Here is a 23,175-nt window from a genome sequence, read left to right on the forward strand (position 1 = left end):
GCCCCCGCCCATCCTCATCGCTTGGCCCTCATTCCTCGGTGAAGTCGCCGCGCTGAAGGCCGTGGTGGCGCATCTTCAGGTACAGGGTCTTGCGGGTGATGCCCAGCTTGTCCGCCGTCTCGCCGACCCGCCCGCCGCAGCGGGCCAGCGCATCCTCGACGAGCTGCTTCTCGATGCGGTCCATCTGCTCGGCCAGGGGTTCGATCCCGCCGCCCCCTGCTCCGGTCACCGGTCCACCCGCCAGACCGTCACCCAGGCCCAGGGCTATGCGCTCGGCGACGTTGCGCAGCTCGCGGACGTTGCCCGGCCAGCCGTGGGCGGCCAGACGGGCCAGCGCCGCCGCATCCACCGGCGGCGCCGGACGGCGGGCACGGGCCGCGGCGGCGTCGAGGAAATGGCGCAGCAGCAGCGGCACGTCCTCGCGCCGCTCGCGCAGGGGCGGCAGCGGCACGGTGACCACGTTCAGGCGGTAGTAGAGATCCTCGCGGAACTTGCCCTCCCCGGCCTGCCGCAGCAGATCGACCTTGGTGGCGGCGACCACGCGCAGGTCCAGCGGAATCGGCCGGTTGCCGCCGACCCGTTCGATCACCCGCTCCTGCAGCACGCGCAGCAGCTTGACCTGGAGATGCATCGGCATGCTCTCGATCTCGTCGAGGAACAGCGTGCCGCCGTCGGCGTGCTCCAGCTTGCCGATGCGCCGCCCCTGGGCGCCGGTGAAGGCGCCGGGCTCGTGACCGAACAGCTCGCTCTCGATGATGGTGTCGGGCAGCGCGCCGCAGTTCAGGGCGACGAAGTTGCCGGCCCGCCGCTGCCCGGCATCGTGCAGGCTGCGGGCGACCAGCTCCTTGCCGGTTCCGGTCTCGCCGAACAGCAGCACGTCCACCTCGGCGTCGGCCAGCCCGGCCACGGCGGCGCGCAGCCGCTCGATGGCGGCGGACCGGCCGATGATGCGCGCCTCCAGCGAGCCGCCGGCGAGCTGCGCCCGCAGGCTGCGGTTCTCCAGCACCAGCCGCCGGTGCTCCAGCGCGCGGCGCACCACCTCCACGAGATGGCCGGGCTCGGCCGGCTTCTCGATGAAGTCGTAGGCGCCGCCGCGCACCGCGCGCATCGCCATGGCGATGTCGCCGTGCCCGGTCACCAGCACCACCGGCACCTCCGGGTCGGCGGCGCGCACCCGCTCCAGCAGGGCGAAGCCGTCCATCCCAGGCATGCGCACGTCGGTCACCACCACGCCCGGCCAGGACGGCCCGAGCCGGTCCAAAGCGTCTTCGGGCCGGGTCGTCGCCTCCACCGCGAAGCCTTCCAGCTCCAGCGTCTGGCGGCTGGCGTCCAGCACCTCGTGGTCGTCGTCGATCAGCAGAACGGTCATGCGGTGTCGCTCAGGCACGGGTCAGGGTCAGCAGGAAGGCGGTTCCGCCGGGGCCGCTCTCGGCCACCGACAGGGCACCGCCGAAGTCCCGCACGATGTTGTAGGAGATCGAGAGGCCGAGGCCCAGCCCGGCGCCCACCGGCTTGGTCGTGAAGAAGGGGTCGAACACCTGCCCGGCCACCGCGTCAGGGATCCCGGCGCCGCTGTCGCGCACCGTGATGCGGACGGTGTCGCCCGCCGTCTCCGCGGCGATGGCGATGCGGCGCCGGGGCGCGCCGGCCACGGCGTCCAGCGCGTTGCTCAGCAGGTTGACCAGCACCTGCTCCAGCCGAACCTCCTCGGCGCGCACACGCAGCGGCACACCGTCTTCCGGCAGCTCCACCACCAGCTCCACGGACTCCTCGCGCAGCCGGTCGCCGAACAGGGAAAGCGCGCCCTGCACCACCGGCGCCAGCTCCACCGCGCCCAGCCGGGTGTCGGGACGGCGGGCGAAGCGCTTCAGATGGTTGGTGATGTTGGCCATGCGGGCGGTCAGGTCGGCGATCTTGCCGAGGTTGCCCTCCGCCTCCGCGACCCGCCCGAGCGCGATCAGCTTGCGCCCGTTGTGGGCGTAGGAGCGGATGGCCGACAGCGGCTGGTTCAGCTCGTGCCCCACCCCGGCGGCGAGCTGGCCCAGCGCTGCCAGCTTGCCGGCCTGCACCAGCTCCGCCTGGGTGTCGCGCAGGTCGCGCTCGGCGCGCTGGTGCTCGGCGATGGACCGCTCCAGCCGCGCGTTGGTGGTGCGCAGGTCGGCGGTGCGCTCCGCCACCGTGCGTTCCAAAAGCTGCTGCGCCTCCACCCGCTCGGTCATGTCGGTCAGGGTGACGATGAAGCGCTGCTGCTGGCGCCGCCGGAAGGGGCGGATGCCCACCTGGACCGGCACCGGACGGCCGGACGGCCGCCGCCCGGCGGTCAGAATGGACAGGGACGGCGCCGCATCGTCCGGCGCCGCGCGGGCCTCGCGGAAAAAATCTTCCACGCGCCGCGCGTCGGCGGGCTCCAGCCGGTCGGCCAGACGTCCGTCCGCCCCGCCCTCCGGCGCGGCGATCAGGGCGGCGGCCAGCGGGTTGACGAATTCGATCACCCCGTCGGCGTCGGTGGTCGCCAGCCCGGCCTGGGCGTTGTCGATGATGGCCTGGGCGTTGGCCTCCTCCACCGCGATGGCGGTGTCGCGGAAGACCAGCAGGGCCGCGGCCATCTGCGACAGCTCGTCGTTGCCGCCCAGCGGAATGTCCGCCTTCAGGTTGCCGGCGGCGATCTCGTGCGCCGCGCTGCCCAGCCGTGTCAGGCGCGAGATGATGCTGCGGTTGACGTACAGCCAGGCCACCAGCACCGCCACCAGCAGGCTGACCAGCGCGCTCGCCAGCAGGGCCGACCGTCCCTCGGCGATGGCCTGGGCCGACCGCGCCGCGGCGGCGCGCGAGGTGGTTTCCACCGACTGCACCTGCTGGGCGATCAGCCCGTTCAGCCGGGCCACCAGCGTCCGGTTCTCGGCCAGCAGGCCCTGCCCCTGGTCGGCCGCGGCCAGCTCTGCGCGGCGCAGCTCCGGGACGCTGCCGTCACCGCGGGCCAGCTCCAGCAGGCGGGCGACCAGCTGCGCCAGCGACACGCCGTCCGCCCAGTCGTCCAGGGTCGCCAGATCGCGTTGCAGCCGGTCGGCCGTCTCCTCCAGGAAGCCCGCGTTGTCGTCCAGCGCCTCGGTGGTGGCGAGAGTCGCGGCCCGCGCGATCAGCCCGACCGCGAGGTTGCCGTTCGCCCCGATCTGCAGCACCGCCTCGCTGCGCCGGCTTTCCGCGCGCAGGGTGCGGACGGCCTCGGCGGAGCGGGTGCCGGCCTCGACGAGGTCGAGCGCGCTCTGGATGTTGAAGCGGGCATCGGTGACCAGCGGCTCGATCTCGTCGAGGAAGTCGGCGTGCAGCCAACGCAGCCGCTCGATGCCCTCCTGGTTGCGGCGGGCCAGGGCCAGCCGGTGCCGCACGGTGGCGTCGAGGTCGGTCAGGTTGCGGCCGAGCGCGTCCACCAGCGGCCGCAGCCCGGGGACGCCGCGCTCCCCCTCCGCCGCCAGCGCGCGGAGCGCGGCGAGCCGGCGGCCCAGCGCGTCGCGGATGGCCCCCAACTCCGGTTCCGTCTGGGCGTTGGCGAGGATCGGCGCGGTGGCGATGATGCTGCCGCCCTCCTCCGCCAGACGCGCGGCGAGGCCCAGGGCGGGCAGATGGCTCTCCGCGAACTCGTCCAGCGTGCCGCCCAGCCGGTCGTAGGAGAGCCAGCCCAGCCCGCAGGCAACCACCGACAACAACGCCACCGCGACGAAGGCCAGCAGCAGCCGCGCCCGGATGCCGAACCGCACGGGACCGGGATCCCGCCCGGCGACGGCCTCCGCGCTCACGGCCAGACCCCTTCGCCGCCGGCCACGCGCAGGATGATCAGCGCGCGCTCGGCCAGGGCCAGCGCCTCGTCCAGCCGCTCTTGGGAGAAGGCCCGCCACGCGGCTTCCAGCTCCGCCTGCCGGCTGGACACCGGAAGCCCGCGCGCCGGCCGGCGCAGCGCCATGGAGAAGGCGGGGTCGGCGGCCTCCACGGCGGAGACCGGGACGGCGGTGGCCGCCGCCCGCGCGGCGCGCAGCAGGTCGGCCGCCACCGGCTCGTGGGCGGCGGCGCCATAGAGGGCGGAGAGGCGCGCCTCCCCCTCGTGGATCAGCTGCCAGACCCGGTTCAGCGTCTTGACCCGGAAGGTCACCAGCTCGTCGAACAGCAGGTTCACCAGCTCGTAGCGGGCGCCGGACAGGGCGCGGTCGAACAGGAACAGGTCGTCCCCGGTCTCCGTCCGGTAGGGGTCGGGATAGCCGGCGGGGGCCGCCGCGTAGGCGTCGGGCCGCACCGGCAGCCGCTGGATGTCCGGGCGCACCAGCAGCGCCTGACCGGCCGGCGACAGCAGGAAGTCGATGAAGGCCCCGGCCCCTTCCGGGTTCGGCGCGCCGCGCAGCAGCGCCACGCTGGCGGGAAGGAACAGGCTGTCGGCGGGATAGGCGAAGCGCAGGTCCTCCTCGTCCGACCCGGCGGTTTGCCCGAGGAAGTCGATGCTCAGCCCGACGCCGAAGCGCCCCTTGGCGACGCCGTCGACCACGCCGTAGCTGCGCGCCGTCACGGTGGCGAGGTTGCCGGCGATCTCCAGCCACGTCGCCCAGCCGCGCTCCCACCCCTGCATCTGCAGCACGGTCTCGACCATCAGATGCATGGTGCCCGACCGCGACGGGGCGGTGATGCCGAGATGCCGGGCGTAGACGGGGCGGCGGAGATCCTCCCACCGCCTGGGCGCCGGCAGGCCGTGGCGGTCGAGGTAGCGCTGGTTCCACAGCAGCCCGTAGCCCGACAGCGCGAAGCCGAGATAGGCGCCGTCCGGATCGTTGATCGGCTGGTTCCCGACCGTCGGCGGTGCCCCTGTCGGACGCGGGGCGAGCGGCTGCAGACGCTTGGCCGCCTTCAGCACCTCGAAGGCGTCGGGGGCGGACGCCCAGAAGACGTCCACCCCATCGTCGCTCCGCTCCTGCAACTGGCTGATCGCGGCGGTGGTCTTGGTGTTGACGATGCGCAGGCGCCAGTCCGGATGCGCGGCCTCGAACGCCTCGCGCACCGGCTCGTAGAAGCCGGATGGGAAGGAGGTCAGCACCGTGACGGCGGTGCGGGTCTCCCGCCCGGCCGCGCTCTCCGGCGACAGGACGGGAAGCAGCAGAAGAGCGGCAAGGAGACGCTTGGCGAAGGCACGCAATCCGGTCATGGCGGGGGACACTGTGCGGCGGCCTCCGTCCGTTTGTCCAACGGTTCCGTCACATCATCCCGTGCCGTGGGGCGGCCGGCCCGCCCTCACGCCGGCTCCCCTCACGCCGGCTCGTAGAAGCGCGCCAGTTCGGAGGCCGGGACCGGGCGCCCGATCAGATAGCCCTGGAGCTGGTTGCAGGACTCGTTCTTCAGCAGGGTCCGCTGCTCCTCCGTCTCCACGCCCTCCGCCGTGACGGCGATGTCCAGGCTCTTGGCGAGCGCCAGGATGGTGCGGATGATCGACAGGGACTCGCGGTTCTCCGCCATCAGCTGGACGAAGGAGCGGTCGATCTTCAGCTTGTCGAAGGTGAATTTCTGCAGGTAGCTGAGGCTGGAATAGCCGGTGCCGAAATCGTCGAGCGCGATGCGGACACCGGCGGCCTTCAGCGCGGTCAGCGCCGCCAGGGCGCGCTCGGTGTCGTCGATCATCACCCCCTCGGTCACCTCGATCTCCAGCCGGTGCGGCGCCATCCCCTCCTCCTCCAGAATGCCGAGGATGGTGGCCGGGAGGTCGGAATGGCGGAACTGGACCGGCGACAGGTTCACCGCCACCTTGACCGGATCGGGCCAGTTCCGGGCGTCCCGGCAGGCGGTGCGCAGAACGAACTCGCCGAGCTGCATGACCAGCCCGCTCTCCTCGGCGAGCGGCACGAACTCCGACGGCGGGATCATGCCGCGTTCCGGGTGCTTCCAGCGCACCAGCGCCTCGAACCCGAGGACGCGGTGGGTCCGGCAATCCTCCAGCGGCTGGTAATGGACGCTGAGCGCGCCGTCGCTCAGCGCTTGGCGCAGGTCGCGCTCCAGGCCGCGGCGGGCCTGCAGACGCTCGTCCATTTCCGCCTCGAAGAAGCGGAAGGTGTTCCGCCCCTCCGATTTGGCACGGTAAAGGGCGGTGTCGGCGTGCTGGAGCAGCGCTTCCGCCCCGCCGCCGTCCTGGGGGAACAGGGCGATGCCGACGCTCGCCCCGACCACCATCCGCTGGCCGTCCAGCTCGGCGGGCAGGCCCAGCGTCTTGACCAGCCGGTCGGCCAGGGCCAGAGCCTCGCCCGGCTGGGCGATGCGGTGCAGGACTGCAAACTCGTCGCCGCTCAGCCGCGCCACCGTGTCGTGGCTGGGCACCGCCTCCAGCATGCGGCGCGCCATCTCCTGCAGCAGCCGGTCGCCCGCCGGGTGGCCCAGCAGGTCGTTCACCGCCTTGAAGCGGTCGAGGTCCAGATAGAGCACCGCCACCCCGGTGCGCGCCCGCCCCGCGCTGGTCAGCGCGCCGTTCAGCCGGTCGAGGAACAGGGAGCGGTTCGGCAGGCCGGTCAGCAGGTCGTGGTGCGCCATGTGGCGGATGCGCTCCTCCGCCCGCTTGCGCTCGCGGATGTCGCGGACGGCGACGACGCGGGCGGGCCGGCCCTCGTGCGTGATGTCCTGCCCGTGCGCCTCGACCATCACCAGCGTGCCGTCGTCGTGCAGCAGATCCAGTTCGACCCGTTCGGAGGTCGGCTGGGCCAGCTTGCGCTCGATGTCGGAGCGGCGGTTCTGCACCACGAAGCGCAGCATGGACTGGCCGATGAACTGCGCCTGCGGCCTGCCCAGCAGCTCCGCCATGGCGCGGTTGACGTCGAGGACCACGCCGTCGCGGTGGATCACGATGCCTTCGGTGGTGGCGTCGGCGAGCTGGCGGAACCGCTCCTCGCTGGCGCGCAGCCGGGCCGCCTCGTGCGCCGTCCGCGCGGCCAGCCGCTGGTCGACGATGGCCCCGACGAGGCCCAGCGCCATCACCACCGTGGCCGTCACCGCGATGGCGACCGCCAGAAAGCCCGGCTCCATGATCTGGTCGGACATGTCGTGCAGCGGGTCGGGGATCAGCGTGACGCCGGCCATGCCGGTGAAATGCAGCCCGCAGATGCCCAGCGCCAGCAGGGCGGCGCCGGTCGCCAGCCCCTTCAGCGAGCCGATGCGCAGGGCGGCGGTGAAGCCCGCCCCGCCCAGCAGGACGCCCAGGCCCAGCGCCACCGTGACGTAAACCGGGTCGTAATGCAGGTTGGCCGGCACCTGAAGCGCCGCCATTCCGGTGAAATGCATGGCGGTCGCCGCCGCCCCGGCGATGGCGCCACCCAGCGGAGCGGCCAGCCGCCCGCCGCCGATGGCGTGGCGGATGCCCACCGCGGCGCCGCCGATGGCGATCAGGCTCGACAGGACCGTCAAACCGACGTCGTAGCCCGTGGGCAGACTCGTCTGGAAGGCCAGCATGGCAATGAAATGGGTCGCCCAGACGCCGCCGCCGGTCGCGGTCGCCGCCCCGGCCAGCCAGCCCCGGCGCGCCCGCCCCACCGCCGCCGCGGCGCGGCGGGCGAGGTTCAGGGACACCCAGGCGCCGAATCCACAGACCGCCCCCGCCAGCAGCACAAGCCACAGATCGTGCTGCTGGGTTATGCAGGCATACACACGCATCATCCGGCGTTCATCCCGTTCCGGCGGCTCGGTGCCGCTTGATCCGAATTACCTTATTCTTTTGGTACGTTAATAATCCTTTTTCGGATCTGGCCGGAGCGCGGAATCGGCATGTGTAAGTTGCACGGTTGCTACAGTCGGTAGCGCAGCGCGTCGACCAGGGCGGCCAGGGCCGGTGGGATCTGCCGGCGGCTGGGGTAGTAGAGGTAATAGCCGGGAAACGGGGTGCACCAGTCGTCCAGCACGCGGACCAGCCGCCCGGCGGCGATGTGCTCCGCCACCTCGTCCTCGAAGATGTAGGCCAGCCCCCGCCCGTCGAGGACGGCGGCCATGATGACGTCCATGTCGTTGGAGACCAGCGATCCCGACACCCGGACGTTCACCGGGTGGCCGTCCTCCTCGAACTCCCAGACATAGACGGCGCCGGACGTGGTGAAGCGGTAGTTGATACAGTCGTGCCCGGCCAGATCCTGCGGGGCGCAGGGCACCGGATGCTGCGCGAAGTAGGAAGGCGCCCCAACGATGGCCGCCCGGATGTCCGGCCCGATGCGCACCGCGATCATGTCCTTTTCGAGTTGCTCGCCCAGCCGGACCCCGGCGTCGAAGCGGCTGGCCACGATGTCGGTCAGGCTGCTGTCGATGGACAGCTCCACCTGCACCTCCGGATAGTCGGCGAGGAAGCGCGACAGCACGGGCCACAGCACCCGGACGGCGGCGTGCTTGCCGGTGGTGATGCGCAGCGTGCCGGCGGGCTTCTCGCGCAGTTCCCCCACCGCGGCCAGCCCGGCGGCGATGTCGTCCAGCGCCGGCCGCAGCGTGCGCAGCAGCCGCTGCCCGGCCTCCGTCGTGGACACGCTGCGGGTGGTGCGGGCCAGCAGGCGCAGGCCCAGCCGATCCTCCAGCGCCTTCATGGCGTGGCTGAGCGCGGATTGGGACATGCCCAGCCGGGCCGCCGCCCGCGTGAAGCTCCCCTCCTCCGCCACGACGGCGAAGGCCGCCAGATCGCTGAGGTCGTTCCGGTTCATTCATGCACCAAATTCATAAGCTCAAGCGGATTGTACCGGCTATTCGGCTCGCAGCGAAGCGGTTAGGATGATCGTGGTCACGTTTGCGGGCCGAACGAACGGATAGGGCCGGCGCTTCCGCGGAAGACCAACTCCCATACTGGGATGTTTGCCACGCCCGCCGAATGGGACCACACTGCACACGGTCTTTTCGAAGCTGGGATTCACGCAGGAATTGCCCGCCGAAGGCCCGCATCATAATACCCGACAGGCAGAGTCGAGAGACAGGGATCATCCGATGATTCGTTTGAACATCAACGGGCAGGACCGGGACGTCGACGTGCCCGGCGACATGCCGCTTCTGTGGGTCCTGCGGGACGAATTGAACCTGACCGGCACCAAGTTCGGCTGCGGCATCGCCCAGTGCGGCGCCTGCACCGTCCATATGGACGGCACGCCGATCCGCGCCTGCCAGACCCCGGCGGAATCCGCCGCCGGCACCAAGATCACCACGATCGAGGGCGTGTCCGGCACGGTCGCGCAGGCCGTCCAGGCCGCGTGGCAGAAGCTGGACGTGGTGCAGTGCGGCTACTGCCAGTCCGGCCAGATCATGAGCGCCGTGGCCCTGCTGACCGACAACCGCAACCCCACGGACGACGACATCGACGCGGCCATGGACGGCAACGTCTGCCGCTGTGCCACCTACCCGCGCATCCGCGCGGCCATCAAGGACGCCGCCAAGGCGATGGGGGCCTGAGCCATGCTGAACCAGCTCATCAAGCAGGCGGCGGCCGATGTCGCCGCGCCCTCGCGCCGCGGCTTCCTCAAGGGGGCCGGCGGCGCCCTGGTTCTCGGCGCCATGCTCCCCCGGACCGGCTTCGCCAGCGAGGCCGCCGCCCCCAAGGTGGTCGGCCCGGCGGACCCGCGCCCGCAGGCCTTCATCCGCATCGCCGCCGACGACACGGTCACCGTGCTGGTCAAGCATCTGGACAAGGGCCAGGGCATCATGACCGGCCTGACCACCATCGTCGCGGAGGAGCTTGACGCCGACTGGGCGCAGATGCGCGGCGCCTTCGCCCCGGCGGACGGCGCGCTCTACGCCAACCACTTCTTCGGCATCCAGGGCACCGGCGGCTCCACCGCCGTCGCCAACAGCTGGGACGAGCTGCGCATGGCCGGCGCCGCCGCCCGCGCCATGCTGGTCGCCACCGCCGCGGCGCGCTGGTCGGTTCCGGCCTCCTCCGTCACGGTGGAGAAGGGCGTCGTCCGCCACGCCGCCTCGAACCGCAGCGCCCGCTTCGGCGAACTGGCGGAGGACGCGGCGAAGCTGCCCGTCCCGCAGAACGTCGCGCTGAAGGACGCCAAGGACTACACGCTGATCGGCAACCCGTCGCTGCACCGGCTGGACCATGTGTCCAAGACCGACGGCACGGCGATCTTCGCCATGGACATCCGCCGCCCCGGCCAGGTGACGGCGGTGATGGCCCGCTCCCCCCGCTTCGGCGGCACGGTGAAGTCGGTGGACGCCGCCGCGGCCAAGCAGGTGCCGGGCGTGCTGGAGGTGCTGACCGTGCCGAGGGGCGTCGCGGTCGTCGCCAAGAACACCTGGGCCGCCATGAAGGGCCGTGAGGCGCTGACGGTGGAGTGGGACGACGCCAAGGCGGAGATGCGCGGCACCGACGAGATGATCGCCGACTACCGCAAGCTGGCCGACCAGCCGGGCAACGTGGCCACCGACACCGGCGACGCCGCGAAGGCGCTGGCCGGCGCCGCCAAGGTGGTGGAGGCGGAGTTCGTCTTCCCGTACCTCGCCCACGCCCCGATGGAGCCGCTGAACGCGACCGTCGAGCTGACTCCCGACGGCGGCTGCACCATCTGGGCCGGCTCGCAGTTCCAGGGGGTCGAGCAGAAGGTCGTTGCCGCCATGCTGGGCTGCAAGCCGGAGCAGGTGGTCATCAACACCGTCTGGGCGGGCGGCAGCTTCGGCCGCCGCGCCACGACCGACGCCGACTACATCGCCGAGGCGGTGTCCATCGCCAAGGCCTATGGCAAGGCGCCGGTCCATCTGGTGTGGACACGCGAGGACGACATCCACGGCGGCCGCTACCGCCCGCTGTTCCTGCACAAGGTGAAGGCCGGCCTCGACGCCTCCGGCACGCTGGTGGCGTGGCGGCAGAAGATCGTCGGGCAGAGCTTCATGGAGGGCACGCCGTTCGAAGCCGTCATGGTCAAGAACGGCGTGGACGCGACCTCGGTCGAAGGCTCCTCGGACATGGCCTACGCCGTGCCGAACCTGTACGTCGATCTGCAGTCGCCGAAATCCCCGGTAACCACCCTGTGGTGGCGCTCGGTCGGCCACACCCACACCGCCTACGCCAAGGAGGTGATGATCGACGAACTGGCGGCGGCGGCGGGCAAGGACCCGGTGGCCTTCCGGCTGGAGATGCTGAAGGACCACCCGCGCCTCCAGGGCGTGCTGAAGCTGGCGGCCGAGAAGGCCGGCTGGGGCCAACCCCTGCCCAAGGGCAAGGGCCGCGGCATCGCCGTGCATGAGAGCTTCAGCAGCTTCGTCGCCCACGTCGCCGAGGTCTCGGTGGACGACAAGGGCCGCATCACCATCGACCGCGTGGTCTGCGCGGTGGATTGCGGGCAGGTCGTGAATCCCAACATCGTCGAGGCGCAGATCTCCGGCGGCACCGGCTGGGCCATCGGCCACGCGCTGCGCGACGAGATCACGCTGACCGGCGGGCTGGTGGACCAGAGCAACTTCGACACCTACCAGCCGCTCCGCAATTCGGAGATGCCGCCGGTCGAGGTGCACATCCTCCCCTCCGCCGCCCGTCCGACCGGCGTCGGCGAGCCCGGCGTGCCGACCGCCGCCCCGGCGGTCGCCAACGCGGTCTTCGCCGCCACCGGCAAGCGCCTGCACCACCTGCCCTTCACCCGCTCGGGCATGGTGTAAGCGCCGTCACCCCGGAAAGAAGCCCCTCTTCCCATCCAGGGAGAGGGGCTTTCTTTTTTCGGCTGTTCGCATGCCGCGGTTGATCCGACCCTCCGCGAAGCAGAGCCCCGGCTGCAACCTTATGTGGGGTTCGGAGTCATGGGCGCGCCGATCCGCAGCAGATTGCCGTCCGGATCGATGTGGGCAAACTCGCGCAGGCCATAGGGCGTGTCGGCAAGGGCGGTCAGACGACCATCGACTTCGGCGGCTTGCCACGCCGCATACAACGCGTCGGCGTCGTTGACGTAGAGATAGCAGGCCGCCGTTGAGCGTGCCGGTTCCAGGTCGGGAACCCGCGCCACGTGAAGGCTCACGTCGCCCCAGGCAAGAAAGCCGTAAATGGGGTCCTCATCCGAATCATTGTAGGCGGACGCCTCGAAGCCAAGACGCCGGTAATGGGCGAGCGCTGCGCGCACGTCGCGGACCGGCAAAATCGGTGTTACCCGTTCGAACTGAACAGCCATCGTGCTCTCATCCCTTGTCTCCAACCGCAACGCACGATGCAGGAGAGGCGCGGCGAAGCACAAGCCTGAGGGGGCCGACCTCGACGGGGCTTGGAAACGGACGAACGCGCCGTGCGGTGTGTTCGCACCCTTTTTGCTTTCCAAACACGAAAGGCGAACAGCCCTTTTCTCACCGCTCGAACTTCGTCGCCATGATGATCGACGAGGTCGTCCGCTCAATGCCGTCGATGGCGCCGATGCGGTCGATCAGCGCGTCCATCTCCTCCATCGTTCCGGTCCGCACCACGGCGATCAGGTCGTGCGCGCCGCTGATGGCGTGGAGCGCCCGCACCTCCGGAATCCGCTTCAGCGCCTGGACCACGGCGGCGGTCAGCTTGGGCGACAGGTTGAGGGAGACGTGGGCGCGGATCATCCGGCGCGCCGTCTCGTCCGACAGCCGCACCGTGTAGCCGGCGATCACCCCGCGCTCCTCCAGCCGCTGGATGCGGCTCTGCACCGTGCTGCGCGACACGCGCAGGCGGCGGGCCAGCGCGGCGGTGGGCTCCCGTGCGTTGTCCTGAAGCGCGTCGAGAAGCCGCTGATCCAGCTCGTCCATCATATCGCCGGCCTTTCCGTCAATCCGCCGAGCATAGTCGGGCGTTTCGGCACCCTGCAGCCTGCATATCGACAGGCCGTCCGGTCAAGATTGCGTCATAACGCCGCGAACCAGAAAGCGGCAAACCAGACAGCAGGGGGTACGGGACGATGCGCGACATTCTTCTGATGGGCGGCGGCAAGATCGGCGAGACCATCGGCGACTTCCTGAAGGCCACGGGCGATTACCGGGTGACCGTCGCCGACCGTTCGGTGGACGCGCTGGAGCGGCTGCCCGCCCACCCGCGGATGGAGACACGCGTGGTCGACGCCGCCGACCCCGCCGGCCTCGCCGAGGCGATGCGCGGCAAGTTCGCGGTGCTGAGCGCTCTGCCCTACCACCTGACCGTCGGCGTGGCGGAGGCGGCGCGGGACGCCGGCACCCACTACCTCGACCTGACGGAGGACGTGGCGAGCACGCGGCGCGTCAAGGAGCTGGCGGACGGCGCGCGTTCGGCCTTCATCCCGCAATGCGGGCTGGCGCCGGGCTTCATCTCCATCGTCGCCAACGACGTGGCCTCGCGCTTCGACACGCTGGACACGGTGCGGATGCGCGTCGGCGCGCTGCCCAAATACCCATCCAACGCCCTGAACTACAACCTGACCTGGAGCACCGAGGGCGTCATAAACGAGTATCTGGAGCCCTGCGAGGCCATCGTCGAAGGCCGCCTCGTCTCCGTCCCGCCGCTGGAGGAGCGCGAGGAGTTCTCCCTCGACGGCGTGCTGTACGAGGCGTTCAACACCTCGGGCGGGCTGGGCACGCTGTGCGAGACGCTGGCGGGCAAGGTGCGGACGCTCAACTACCGCTCCGTCCGCTATCCGGGGCACCGCGACCTGATGAAGGCGCTGCTGCACGACCTGCGGCTGGGCAGCCGGCGGGAGCTGCTGAAGGACATCCTGGAGCATTCGATCCCGGCAACCCTCCAGGACGTCGTGCTGATCTTCGTGACGGTGACCGGGACGAAGCGGGGGCGGCTGCTCCAGGAAACCTACGCCAACAAGATCTACGGGCGGGAGATCGGCGGCACCTTCTACAACGGCATCCAGATCACCACCGCGTCGGGCATGTGCGCCGTGCTCGACCTGCTGGCCGACGGCACGCTGCCGCAGCGGGGCTTCGTGAAGCAGGAGGAGGTGCGCTACGCCGACTTCATCGCCAACCGCTTCGGGCGCAACTACGCGATGACCGACGCGGCGCCCCAGCAGGGATCGCAGCAGGGCGTCCAGCCGGGGGCGGGGCGCGCCGCCTGAGCGGGCGCCCCGTTCCAACCGGGTCTTTCCTCAGATCACCTCGCGGGCGCGGCCCTTGAAGACGGTGGCGGCGATCTTCAGGGCGTCGGGGGTGCCGCGGGCCAGCGCCTCGGTGAAGTGCAGAGCCTGCTTGGCCTGGACCTTCGGCGGCATCGGCGGCTCGTTGGTGTCGACGAGGCAATCCACCACCACCGGTCCGGGATGGGCGAGTGCGGCGTCCAGCATGGCGCCGCAATCCTTCGGGTCGGTGACGGTGAAACCCCGGCCGCCGCAGGCCTCGGCCACCTTGGCGAAGTCGATGGGCTGGAGGTCGCAGACATACTCGGGATTGCCGAGCATGGCGATCTGCTCCCACTTGATCTGGCCGAGCGAGTTGTTGTTGTTGATGATGACCTTGATCGGCAGCTTGTACTTCACCGCCGTGGCGAAGTCGGCCATCAGCATGGAAAAGCCGCCGTCCCCGACATAGGCGATCACCTGCCGTTCGGGGTGGGCGAGCTGCGCCGCGATGGCGTAGGGGACACCCGGCGCCATGGTGGCGAGATTGCCGGACAGGGAGTGCATCTGGCCGCGCCGCGCCGGAATCTGCCGCGCCCACCAGGTGGCGATGGTGCCGCTGTCGCAGGCGACGATGGCCGTGTCGGACAGGCGCTTGCCCAGCTCCCACGCGACGACCTGCGGCTTCATCGGCAGGTCGGGGCGGGTGCCGCGCTCCTCCATCAATTTCATCCACTCCGCCTTGCCCGCCTGCGCCGTCTTCAGGAAGGAGCGGTCCTCGTGCCGCCGCACCCGCTCGGTCAGGATGTCCAGCGCCAGCCCGCAGTCGCCGACCAGCCCGGCCTCCACCGGATAGCGCAGGCCGATGCGCGCCGCGTCGATGTCGATCTGGATGGCGCGGGCCTGCCCCGGCTTCGGGTAATACTCGATGTAGGGGAAGGTCGAGCCGGCGATCAGCAGCGTGTCGCAGGTCTCGAGCGCCTCCTGCGAGGGGGCGGTGCCGAGCAGCCCGACCTGCCCCGTCGTGAAGGGGCTGTCGTCCGGCACCGCAGCCTTGCCCAGCAGCGCCTTGACGATCACCGCCCCGAGCTTGTCGGCCAGCCGCTCGAGCTGGTCGGTCGCCCGCAGCGCGCCCTGGCCGGCCAGGATCACGACACGCTTGCCGGCGTCGAGGATCTCCACGGCGCGGCGGGTCTGCGCCTCCGACGGGACGGGAAGCTGGGGGGCGAACAGGGCGGTGTTGTGGCCCTTCACGTTGCGCGGCGCCCGCATGTCGGCGCCGATGCCCTGCTCCTGCAAATCGACGGGGATGGTGATGTGCGACACGCCGCGGTGGGCGAGCGCGGTGCGGCAGGCGAGGTTGGCGATGTTGCGGACGTGCGCCGCCCCCATGATGCGCTGGTTGTAGAGCGCGACGTCCTGGAACACCTTGTCCAGCTCCACGTCCTGCTGGGTGTAGGTGCCGACGAGGTCGTGGTATTGCAGCCCGGTGATCGCCAGCACCGGCTGATGGTCGAGCTTGGCGTCGTAGAGACCGTTCAGCAGATGCAGCCCGCCGGGGCCGGAGGTGGCGATGCACACGCCCAGCCGCCCGGTGAACTTGGCGTAGCCGCAGGCGGCGAAGGCCGCCGCCTCCTCGTGGCGGACCTGGATGAAGCGGATCTCGTCCTGGCGGCGGCGCAGCGCCTCGACGATACCGTTGATGCCGTCGCCGGGCATGCCGAAGATCGTGTCCACACCCCAATCCACCAGAACATCCACCAGGATGTCGGAAGCCGTGCTCGCCATGAGGGAGTCTCCGTCGCAAACGGTCGTGATGAAGTCGCTCGATCCATCGGCAACCGAGCGGAGCCGGGACGGTTCCCCGAACCGCGGGACGTTCTTAGCCCTTGACCTCAAGTTAAGTTGAGGTTTTAGAGTGGCCGTAATGTATCTGGCATGCCAGCGATACCCCGATCAGTCCGGGCGTCCGAAGGCAGGCCGGGGTGCAGGATGGAGCAACCACCCGGACGGGCGAAAGAATGACGACAAGCGGTCAAAGGGAGAATGCGCAGCGGTCGCCGGCAACGACGCGGTCGATGCGCGTCCATCATATGGCGCGCGTCACACCGCAGGTGCTGCTGGTGGAGCTTCGCGACCCGGACGGCGAAGACCTGCCGCCCTACGAGCCGGGCGCGCACATCGACGTGCATCTGCCGGACGGGGCGGTGCGCTCCTACTCGCTGTGCGGCGACCCGGCGGACCGCTCAGCCTACTGGATCGCCGTGCTCAATCAGCCGGGCGGGCGGGGATCGCGCTTCATCCATGGGGAATTGCGGCTCGGCACCGCCGTCACCGTCGCTCCGCCGCACAACAATTTCCGCTTCGACGCCGCCCCGCGCTATTTGTTCATCGCCGGGGGCATCGGCATCACGCCCCTGCTGCCGATGATCCGCGCGGCGTCGCACCGGGACGCCGACTGGGTCCTGCATTACTGCGTGCGCAGCGCGGCCGAGGCGCCGTTCCTCACAGAGCTTCGCGAACTGGGCAACGGCGACGTGGTGCTCCACGCCGCGGACGAAGGCCGACGGCTGGCCGTGGCCGATCTGCTCGCGGCGACGCCCGACAACACCCTCGTCTACTGCTGCGGCCCGCAGCGCCTGATGGACGCGGTCGCGGACGCGGCGCGGCCGTCGCAGGACGTGCGCTTCGAGTGGTTCACGCCGCGCGCGGATGCCGGGCGTGACTCGGCCCCGGACGATCGCTTCGAGGTCGTCTGCGCCCGCTCCGGCGTGACCGTCGCGGTGAAGGAGGGGGTCAGCGTGCTGGACGCGCTCGACGCCGCCGGCGTCGCGGTCGCCTCGTCGTGTGAGCAGGGCATCTGCGGCACCTGCGAGACGGCGGTGCTGGAGGGGCAGCCCGACCATCGCGACAGCGTCCTGTCCGACGCCGAACGCGCCGCCGGAAAGACGATGATGATCTGCGTGTCGCGCGCACGCAGCGCACGCCTGGTTCTGGACATTTGACCGCAACACAGAAACGAGGGGGGAACCTATGACCGAGAACGATCTGCAACAGTTGGGGCTGGCGCTGCTGAACAGCCCGGCCGAGGCCATCGCCTATTCCGACCGCGCGGGCATCATCCGTTTCTGGAACGCGGGGGCCGAGCGCGTGTTCGGCTTTACCGCCGACGAGGCGCTCGGCCAGTCGCTGGACATCATCATTCCCGACCGCCAGCGCCAGCGCCATTGGGACGGCTACGATCAGGTGATGAAGACGGGCGAGAGCCGTTACGGCAGCGGCGATCTTCTGTCAGTGCCGGCGACGCGCAAGGACGGAACCCGCATCTCGGTGGAGTTCACCATCGTGCCGCTGAAGGACGCGGACGGCGCGATGCTGGGGATGGCGGCGATCATGCGCGACGTCACCGCGCGGTTCGACGAACTGAAGGCCCTCCGCCGCCAAGCCGCCGGACGCTGAGTCGCCCACGGGTGTCCGGGCTTTCGAAACCGGAACCCTCCCGGACCGGGTCCGTTGAGAAGGGCTGGACCTTCAAGACATCAGCGTAGGGAGTGCGTCATGCGCAATCTGATGATCGCGGCGTCGGCCGCGATGCTTCTGGCCGCCTGTTCGGGCATGGACGGCGGCACGAACAGCAGCGGGATGAACAGCGGCGGCTCCGGCAGCGGCCTGACGGGCGGCGGCACGTCCGGCAGCCAGGGCGTGGACGAGCCCAACGTCAACCCGAACGCCACCAGCTCCAGCCCCGGTCCCTATAACGGTGGTTCTTACGGCGGGTCGGGCGTGAGCGAGCCGCAAAGCCGCACGCGGTCGCCCAACGAGTCCGGCATGGACCAGGGCATGACGCGCCAATCGCTGCCGAACCGCTCCGGCACCGGGTGGTAATCCGCAACGGAACGGCCATCCTGCGGAATTCCGGACCCTGACGAATAGGGAGGGGCGGACCGGCCGCCGCGGGAACCCGCGGCGGTTCGCGAGGTTCCTACCCTGCCGGACGGACCGGCGGGTTTCGGGAAACGCAGGAGCGGTCCATGCTGAAATGGGCGTTGATCTTTTTCGTGGTGTCTCTGGTCGCCGGTGCGCTCGGCTTCACCAACGTGTCGTCGGCCACCGCGGGAGTCGCGAAGATCCTCTTCGGAATCGCGCTGATCATCTTCCTGGTCTTCCTGGTCCTCGCCCTGCTGGCCGGCGAGGTGATCTTCTGATCCGTCAGCGGAGCCCCGCTGACTGGGGATGAAGAGTGGACGGGGGACGAAGAATGGACAGCGCGCGGGCGAAGACCTGATCGTTGGCCGCGTTGGGAATCCCCCCGGATGCCGGGACGGACGACCCGTCCTCCGCGGCGGCCGGCTCGGCGATGGTCTCGTCGGGCTGGATGCCGATCTGGTGGATGGACTGGCCCGACGGTGTGTAATAGCGCGCCGTGGTCAGCTTCAGCGCCCCGCTGTCGAAGGGGATGACGCTCTGGATGATCCCCTTGCCGAAGGTCGTCGTGCCGATCACCGTCGCGCGCCGGTGGTCCTTCAGCGCCCCGGTCAGGATCTCGGCGGCGGAGGCGGAGCGCCCGTTGACCAGCACCACCAGCGGCAGGCCGTCCGTCTCGTCGCCGGGGGTGGCGGTGTAGGTCTTGTCCGCCCCGTGACCGGGGCCGCGGGCGGTCAGGATCGTTCCCTTGTCGAGGAAAGCGTCGGCGACGCGGACGCTTGCCTGCACCAGCCCGCCGGGATTGTCGCGCACATCGATGATGAAACCGCCGATGTCCGGCCCGATGCGCTCGCGCAGCGAGCGGATGGCCGTGCTGACCCCGGTTGCGGTCTGGCGGTCGAAACGGGCGATGCGGATGTAGCCCACCGTCCCGACGGCGCCCAGCCGGACCGAGGGGACGCGCAGCTTGGCGCGGACCACGCTGACCTCGAAGGGGTCCGGCGTCCCGGCGCGCAGGACGGTCAGCGACACCGCCGCCCCCTCCGGCCCACTCAGCATCTGTTTGACGGTCGCCAGTTCCGCCCCGCCCACCGGCTGCTGGTCCACCGCCAGGATCAGGTCGCCGGAGCGCAGCCCGGCGGCCTCGGCGGGGGAGTCGGGCACCGTCTCGGCGATGCGGACGCGGGTGCCGTGGGCCTCGTAGCGGATGCCCAGCCCGGCGAAGGCGCCGTCGTTCGACGCCTGCAATTGCCGGTATTCGCCGTCGTCGAGATAGGCGGAGTAGCGGTCCCGCCCGGCCATGGCCTTGATGGCGATGTCCACCAGCTCGTGGTCGGTCAGCGGCTCGACATACTGGCCGCGGATGGTCCGCAGCGCCCGGACGAAGCGGTCGACCTCCTCCGCCTCCGTGCTGTGGCCGTAGGGGGCGGGGTCGCCCGCGGCCTGCGCGGTCCGTCCGGTGGTCATGGCCCCCGGGATCGCGAGGAAGGCGCAAAGGGCGGCGGCGGTGACGAGGCGCAGCTTCACGGCGGCAATCTCTCGGGATCGGAGCGGCGATGCTTCGAAATTAGCCGTGAATTGGTTTATGTACCGTTAACCATAACCGGAACGTGTTAGGCCTTGCCCGCGTCGATGGACCGCCGCCACCCCGGCTCGGACAGGCGCTCGACCAGGAAGTCGGCCAGCGCCCCGACCTTCGCCGGGCGCGTGCGGGCCGACGGGGTGACGAAGTAGAGCCCGCCTTTCGGCAGCGACCAGTCGGTCAGGATGGCGGTCAGCCGCCCGCGCGCCAGATGCTCCGCGGCCATGAACTCCGGCAGTTCGGCGATCGCCAGCCCCTCCAGCAGCATCGGCACCAGGGCGTCGGCGTTGGTGACGCGCAGCGGACCGGACGGCGTCACGCTCTCCTCCTCGCCGGCGCCGTTGGTGAAATGCCAGATGTCCTGGCGCCGCCGGTAGGCGTAGCCCAGGCAATGGTGGTTCTTCAGATCACGGGGATGCCGGGGCAGGCCATGGCGGGCGATGTAGCCGGGGGCGGCAAGGACGACGGGAGCGATGGCGCACAGCCGCCGGGCGATCAGCGAGCTGTCCGGCAGCACGGCGATCCGCAGCGCGGCGTCGAAGCCCTCCCCCACCAGATCGACGGTCGCGTCGCTCAGATGCAGGTCGATGGAAATCTCCGGATAGAGACGGAAGAAGTCCGGCAGCAGGGGCGCCACCCAGCGCAACCCGAACGACATCGGCACCGCCAGACGGATCAGGCCGCGCGGGCGGCTGGACAGCTCGCGCGCCGCGTTCTCGGCCGCCTCCGCCTCGTCATAGAGGCGCATCGCGCGCTCGGCCAGGGAATAGCCGAAATCGGTCAAGGCCAGCCGGCGGGAGCTGCGGTTGAACAGCCGCCCGCCCAACCGTTCCTCCAGCCGGCCGACCGCGCGCGACACCGTGGCGACCGACACGCCCATGGCGCGGGCCGCACCGGCGAAGGAACGCTCCTCCACCACCTTGGCGAACATCGCCAGCCCTTCGAAATCCGGCAGCTTCGACATCGCCAATCCTGCAACGATGATTTTCAGTCGTTTCTATTTCGATGTGTGTCCGCCGTCGATAGCTTTGTCTCCAGCGAACACTCCAGTCCCAAGGAGACTTCCGATGTCACGCAAGCTCGACGGCAAGATCGCCCTCGTCACCGGCGCCACCAGCGGCATCGGCCTCGCCGCGGCCAAGCGCTTCGCCGCCGAAGGTGCGACCATCTATCTCACCGGCCGCCGCCCGTCCGAACTGGAGGCCGCGGTCGCGGCGATCCGCGCCGCCGGCGGAACGGCGACGGGGGTGCAGGCCGACTCCTCCAATCTGGCCGATCTCGACCGGCTCTATGCGCAGATCCAAAGCGAGGCGGGCCGTCTCGACGTGCTGTACGCCAACGCCGGCGGTGGCGGCATGCTGCCGCTGGGCGCCATCACCGAGGAGCAGTACGAGGACACCTTCAACCGCAATGTGAAGGGCGTGCTGTTCACCGTGCAGAAGGCGCTGCCCCTGCTCGGCCGGGGCGCGTCGGTGATCCTCGCCGGGTCCACCGCCGGCAGCATGGGCACGGCGGCCTTCAGCGTCTACAGCGCCAGCAAGGCGGCGGTGCGCAACTTCGCCCGCAGCTGGATCCTCGATCTGAAGGAGCGCGGCATCCGCGTCAACACGCTCAGCCCCGGCCCGATCCGCACGCCGGGTCTGGTCGAGCTGGCCGGTCCGGACGCGGCGCAGCAGCAGGGCTTGGTGGATTATCTGGCGGCGCAGGTGCCGCTGGGCCGCGTCGGCGATCCCGACGAAATCGCCAAGGCCGCCGTCTTCCTGGCGTCCGACGACAGCAGCTTCGTCAACGGCGTGGAACTGTTCGCCGATGGCGGCATGGCCCAGGTTTGAGTCGAGATCTGAGCCGGTATGTGAGCGGGGAGCGGTGTCGCTCCCCGTCCGTGAACGAGAACCGCCCTTACGCCTGATCCAGGGTGATGCCTTCGATGAGGTCGCCCACGTCGTCGCAGCGGTCGGTGACGGCCTCCAGCAGTTCGTAGACCTCGCGGCGGCCCAGGAAGTCGATCATCTCCGGGCGCTCGGCGATCAGCGACTTCATGGCGTCGCGCAGGATCTCGTCGGCTTCGTCCTCCAGGTCGGAGATCTGGCCGCAGATGTGCAGGATGCGGTCGGCGTGGACGGAGATCTTGGTCAAGAGCGGCATGACCTCGGACAGCAGGGCCGCCTGTTTGCGGCCGATCGCCGCCATGCGCATCATCCGGTCGTCGAAGGTCTCGATGCCGTAGAGCGCGGCGAGGCCCGGCACCTCGTCCATCAGGTCGATGCAGTCGTCGAGCGCGTTGATGAGCGCCTGGATCTCCGACCGGTCGAAGGGGGTGATGAAGGCGCGGTGCAGCCCACGCCCGGCGTCCTTGGCGACGCGGTCGGCGTCCTTCTCGATCCGCTTCAGCGTGGCGGTGCGGTCGGCGCGCTCCTCCGGACCGGCCTGCATGACGGCTTCCAGGGCGGCGGCGGCGTCAACGATGTGCCGGGCCTGCTCGATGAATTGCTCAATGACCCGCTCTTCCTTGGGCATCATGGAGCGGATGGCGCGCAGCAGCAGCATGGAAACGGTTCTCTCGGTCGGTTCTGCCGTTTCCTCTTAACGCCGGGCGTCATGAATTTGCAGCAAAAACGTCATACGGAGAGGGCCTGTCTGCCCTGACGAGGACGCCCCGCCCCGGCCCATTCCCCCGCCCCGCTCGCGGACGAGTGGATTTTCGCTGTCTTCTCAAGCGCTTCGGGTGTTGCTCACGGACTGCCCAAGCAGCCATTCCCGGAACGCCACCAGCGGCGGGTGACGCGCCCGTGACGGCGGGTGGACGAGGTGATAGGCGCGGTCCGGGTTCCGGTAGGGCCGGTCGAGCGCCGGGACCAGCGCCCCGTCCCGCAATTCCGCCTGCACCAGCAGGGTCGGCAGCAGCGCCACGCCCAGCCCGGTGATCGCCGCCTGGGCGGTGGTGGAGAACTGCTCGAAGAACATGCCGGCGCCCTCGTGCCGCTCGATGCCCTGGGCGGCGAACCAGTCCCGCCACGCCTCCGGGCGACTGGTGGTGTGCAGCAGCGGCAGCGCCACGAGGTCCGCCGCCGCACGGATCGGGTGGGCGGCCAGGAAGGAGGGGGCGCAGAGCGGCAGGACCTCCTCCTCCATCAGCCGCTCGCAGACGGCGCCGGGCCAGTCGGCGGCGCCGAAATGGATGGCGGCGTCCAGATCCTCCGACCGGAAGTCGAAGGGCTCCATCTTCGTCATGAAATGGATGATGACCTGCGGATGCGCCGCCTGGAAGGCGGGCAGGCGCGGCACCAGCCAGCGCGTGCCGAAGGTCGGCAGGACGGCCAGCTTCAGCACGCCGCCCTGCGGCGCGGTCATGACCCGCAGCGTCGCCGCCCCCACCCGGTGCAGCGCCTCCCGCACCTCCGCCGCGTAGGATTCGCCGGCCGGGGTCAGGGTCACGCGCTGGTCGCGGCGCACGAACAGCGGAACGCCGAGCTGATCCTCCAGCGCCTTGATCTGGCGGCTGACGGCGCCCTGGGTCAGCGCCAGCTCCTGCGCCGCGGCGGTGAAGCTGCCGGTGCGCGCCGCCGCCTCGAAGGCGGAGAGCGCGCTCATGGAGGGGAGAAGGCGGCGTTGCAGACCCATGGGTCATGACTATAGCTCATGACCTGGGGAAAG

At 70.4% G+C, this 23,175-nt stretch carries 20 protein-coding genes; 8 read left to right on the plus strand and 12 right to left on the minus strand.

The features are described from left to right. Positions 1-28: 28 nt before the first annotated feature. From ACWPN5_RS09045 to ACWPN5_RS09065, 5 genes are all read right to left on the minus strand, one after another. A complete protein-coding gene (locus ACWPN5_RS09045; protein ID WP_200477959.1) occupies positions 29-1,369 on the minus strand; it encodes a sigma-54-dependent transcriptional regulator in 1,341 nt (446 codons plus the stop codon). A gap of 10 nt (positions 1,370-1,379) precedes the next feature. Then, positions 1,380-3,794, minus strand: coding sequence for an ATP-binding protein (locus tag ACWPN5_RS09050; RefSeq protein ID WP_492295236.1), 2,415 nt, complete (start codon positions 3,792-3,794; stop codon positions 1,380-1,382). After that, complete coding sequence (locus ACWPN5_RS09055; protein WP_492295237.1) at positions 3,791-5,182, minus strand: ABC transporter substrate-binding protein; 1,392 nt, start codon at positions 5,180-5,182, stop codon at positions 3,791-3,793. Before ACWPN5_RS09055 ends, ACWPN5_RS09050 begins: the two co-directional genes overlap by 4 nt. A 101-nt stretch (positions 5,183-5,283) precedes the next feature. Then, complete coding sequence (locus ACWPN5_RS09060) at positions 5,284-7,668, minus strand: EAL domain-containing protein (RefSeq protein WP_137142699.1); 2,385 nt, start codon at positions 7,666-7,668, stop codon at positions 5,284-5,286. Positions 7,669-7,796: 128 nt separating this feature from the next. Continuing rightward, entirely contained in the window at positions 7,797-8,690 is an 894-nt protein-coding gene (locus tag ACWPN5_RS09065) for a LysR family transcriptional regulator (RefSeq protein ID WP_137142698.1), read from the minus strand. 277 nt (positions 8,691-8,967) lie between these two features. Here ACWPN5_RS09065 and ACWPN5_RS09070 point away from each other — a divergent pair, with 277 nt between their 5' ends. Together ACWPN5_RS09070 and ACWPN5_RS09075 are read left to right on the plus strand one after the other, a co-directional pair. Beyond that, positions 8,968-9,426, plus strand: coding sequence for a (2Fe-2S)-binding protein (locus ACWPN5_RS09070; RefSeq protein ID WP_014199673.1), 459 nt, complete (start codon positions 8,968-8,970; stop codon positions 9,424-9,426). Between the two features lie 3 nt (positions 9,427-9,429). Continuing rightward, a complete protein-coding gene (locus tag ACWPN5_RS09075) occupies positions 9,430-11,631 on the plus strand; it encodes a xanthine dehydrogenase family protein molybdopterin-binding subunit (protein ID WP_492295238.1) in 2,202 nt (733 codons plus the stop codon). A gap of 119 nt (positions 11,632-11,750) precedes the next feature. Here the strand turns inward: ACWPN5_RS09075 and ACWPN5_RS09080 are convergent, their stop codons facing one another. Both ACWPN5_RS09080 and ACWPN5_RS09085 read right to left on the minus strand, forming a co-directional pair. Next, positions 11,751-12,134 carry a bleomycin resistance protein gene (locus tag ACWPN5_RS09080; RefSeq protein WP_492295239.1) on the minus strand — a complete coding sequence of 128 codons (384 nt, stop codon included), beginning with the start codon at positions 12,132-12,134 and terminating at the stop codon, positions 11,751-11,753. Positions 12,135-12,303: 169 nt separating this feature from the next. Then, positions 12,304-12,732 (minus strand): Lrp/AsnC family transcriptional regulator, encoded by a 429-nt coding sequence (locus tag ACWPN5_RS09085; protein WP_145689350.1) that lies wholly within the window; start codon positions 12,730-12,732, stop codon positions 12,304-12,306. A 146-nt stretch (positions 12,733-12,878) separates the two neighbouring features. Between ACWPN5_RS09085 and ACWPN5_RS09090 the strand changes: the two genes are divergently transcribed. Continuing rightward, positions 12,879-14,018 (plus strand): saccharopine dehydrogenase family protein, encoded by a 1,140-nt coding sequence (locus ACWPN5_RS09090; RefSeq protein ID WP_492295240.1) that lies wholly within the window; start codon positions 12,879-12,881, stop codon positions 14,016-14,018. 30 nt (positions 14,019-14,048) lie between these two features. Here ACWPN5_RS09090 and ACWPN5_RS09095 read toward each other — a convergent pair whose 3' ends face one another. Further along, positions 14,049-15,803, minus strand: a complete 1,755-nt coding sequence (locus ACWPN5_RS09095; protein ID WP_492295241.1) for a thiamine pyrophosphate-dependent enzyme — start codon at positions 15,801-15,803, stop codon at positions 14,049-14,051. Between the two features lie 290 nt (positions 15,804-16,093). Between ACWPN5_RS09095 and ACWPN5_RS09100 the strand changes: the two genes are divergently transcribed. The 4 genes from ACWPN5_RS09100 to ACWPN5_RS09115 all read left to right on the plus strand — a co-directional run bounded on the left by ACWPN5_RS09100 (position 16,094) and on the right by ACWPN5_RS09115 (position 18,220). Further along, on the plus strand, positions 16,094-17,020 hold the full coding sequence (locus ACWPN5_RS09100) for a PDR/VanB family oxidoreductase (RefSeq protein WP_492295242.1): 927 nt from the start codon (positions 16,094-16,096) through the stop codon (positions 17,018-17,020). A 28-nt stretch (positions 17,021-17,048) separates the two neighbouring features. Then, positions 17,049-17,474 (plus strand): PAS domain-containing protein, encoded by a 426-nt coding sequence (locus tag ACWPN5_RS09105; protein ID WP_492295243.1) that lies wholly within the window; start codon positions 17,049-17,051, stop codon positions 17,472-17,474. Positions 17,475-17,573: 99 nt separating this feature from the next. Then, complete coding sequence (locus ACWPN5_RS09110; protein WP_492295244.1) at positions 17,574-17,900, plus strand: hypothetical protein; 327 nt, start codon at positions 17,574-17,576, stop codon at positions 17,898-17,900. A gap of 146 nt (positions 17,901-18,046) precedes the next feature. Beyond that, positions 18,047-18,220: a DUF1328 domain-containing protein gene (locus ACWPN5_RS09115; RefSeq protein ID WP_014199667.1), complete on the plus strand. Its 174-nt coding sequence runs from the start codon at positions 18,047-18,049 to the stop codon at positions 18,218-18,220. 4 nt (positions 18,221-18,224) lie between these two features. On the opposite strand, the gene ACWPN5_RS09120 is transcribed toward ACWPN5_RS09115, so the two are convergent. Beyond that, entirely contained in the window at positions 18,225-19,466 is a 1,242-nt protein-coding gene (locus tag ACWPN5_RS09120; RefSeq protein WP_492295245.1) for a S41 family peptidase, read from the minus strand. An 86-nt stretch (positions 19,467-19,552) separates the two neighbouring features. Further along, positions 19,553-20,485, minus strand: a complete 933-nt coding sequence (locus ACWPN5_RS09125; RefSeq protein WP_492295246.1) for a LysR family transcriptional regulator — start codon at positions 20,483-20,485, stop codon at positions 19,553-19,555. A gap of 103 nt (positions 20,486-20,588) precedes the next feature. Between ACWPN5_RS09125 and ACWPN5_RS09130 the strand changes: the two genes are divergently transcribed. Beyond that, complete coding sequence (locus ACWPN5_RS09130; RefSeq protein ID WP_492295247.1) at positions 20,589-21,353, plus strand: SDR family NAD(P)-dependent oxidoreductase; 765 nt, start codon at positions 20,589-20,591, stop codon at positions 21,351-21,353. Between the two features lie 67 nt (positions 21,354-21,420). On the opposite strand, the gene ACWPN5_RS09135 is transcribed toward ACWPN5_RS09130, so the two are convergent. Next, a complete protein-coding gene (locus ACWPN5_RS09135) occupies positions 21,421-22,068 on the minus strand; it encodes a DUF47 domain-containing protein (RefSeq protein ID WP_145689359.1) in 648 nt (215 codons plus the stop codon). A gap of 165 nt (positions 22,069-22,233) precedes the next feature. Continuing rightward, entirely contained in the window at positions 22,234-23,142 is a 909-nt protein-coding gene (gene gcvA / locus ACWPN5_RS09140) for a transcriptional regulator GcvA (protein WP_492295248.1), read from the minus strand. Positions 23,143-23,175 lie beyond the last annotated feature (33 nt).

It is taken from the genome of Azospirillum sp. UENF 211521, assembly GCF_058780535.1.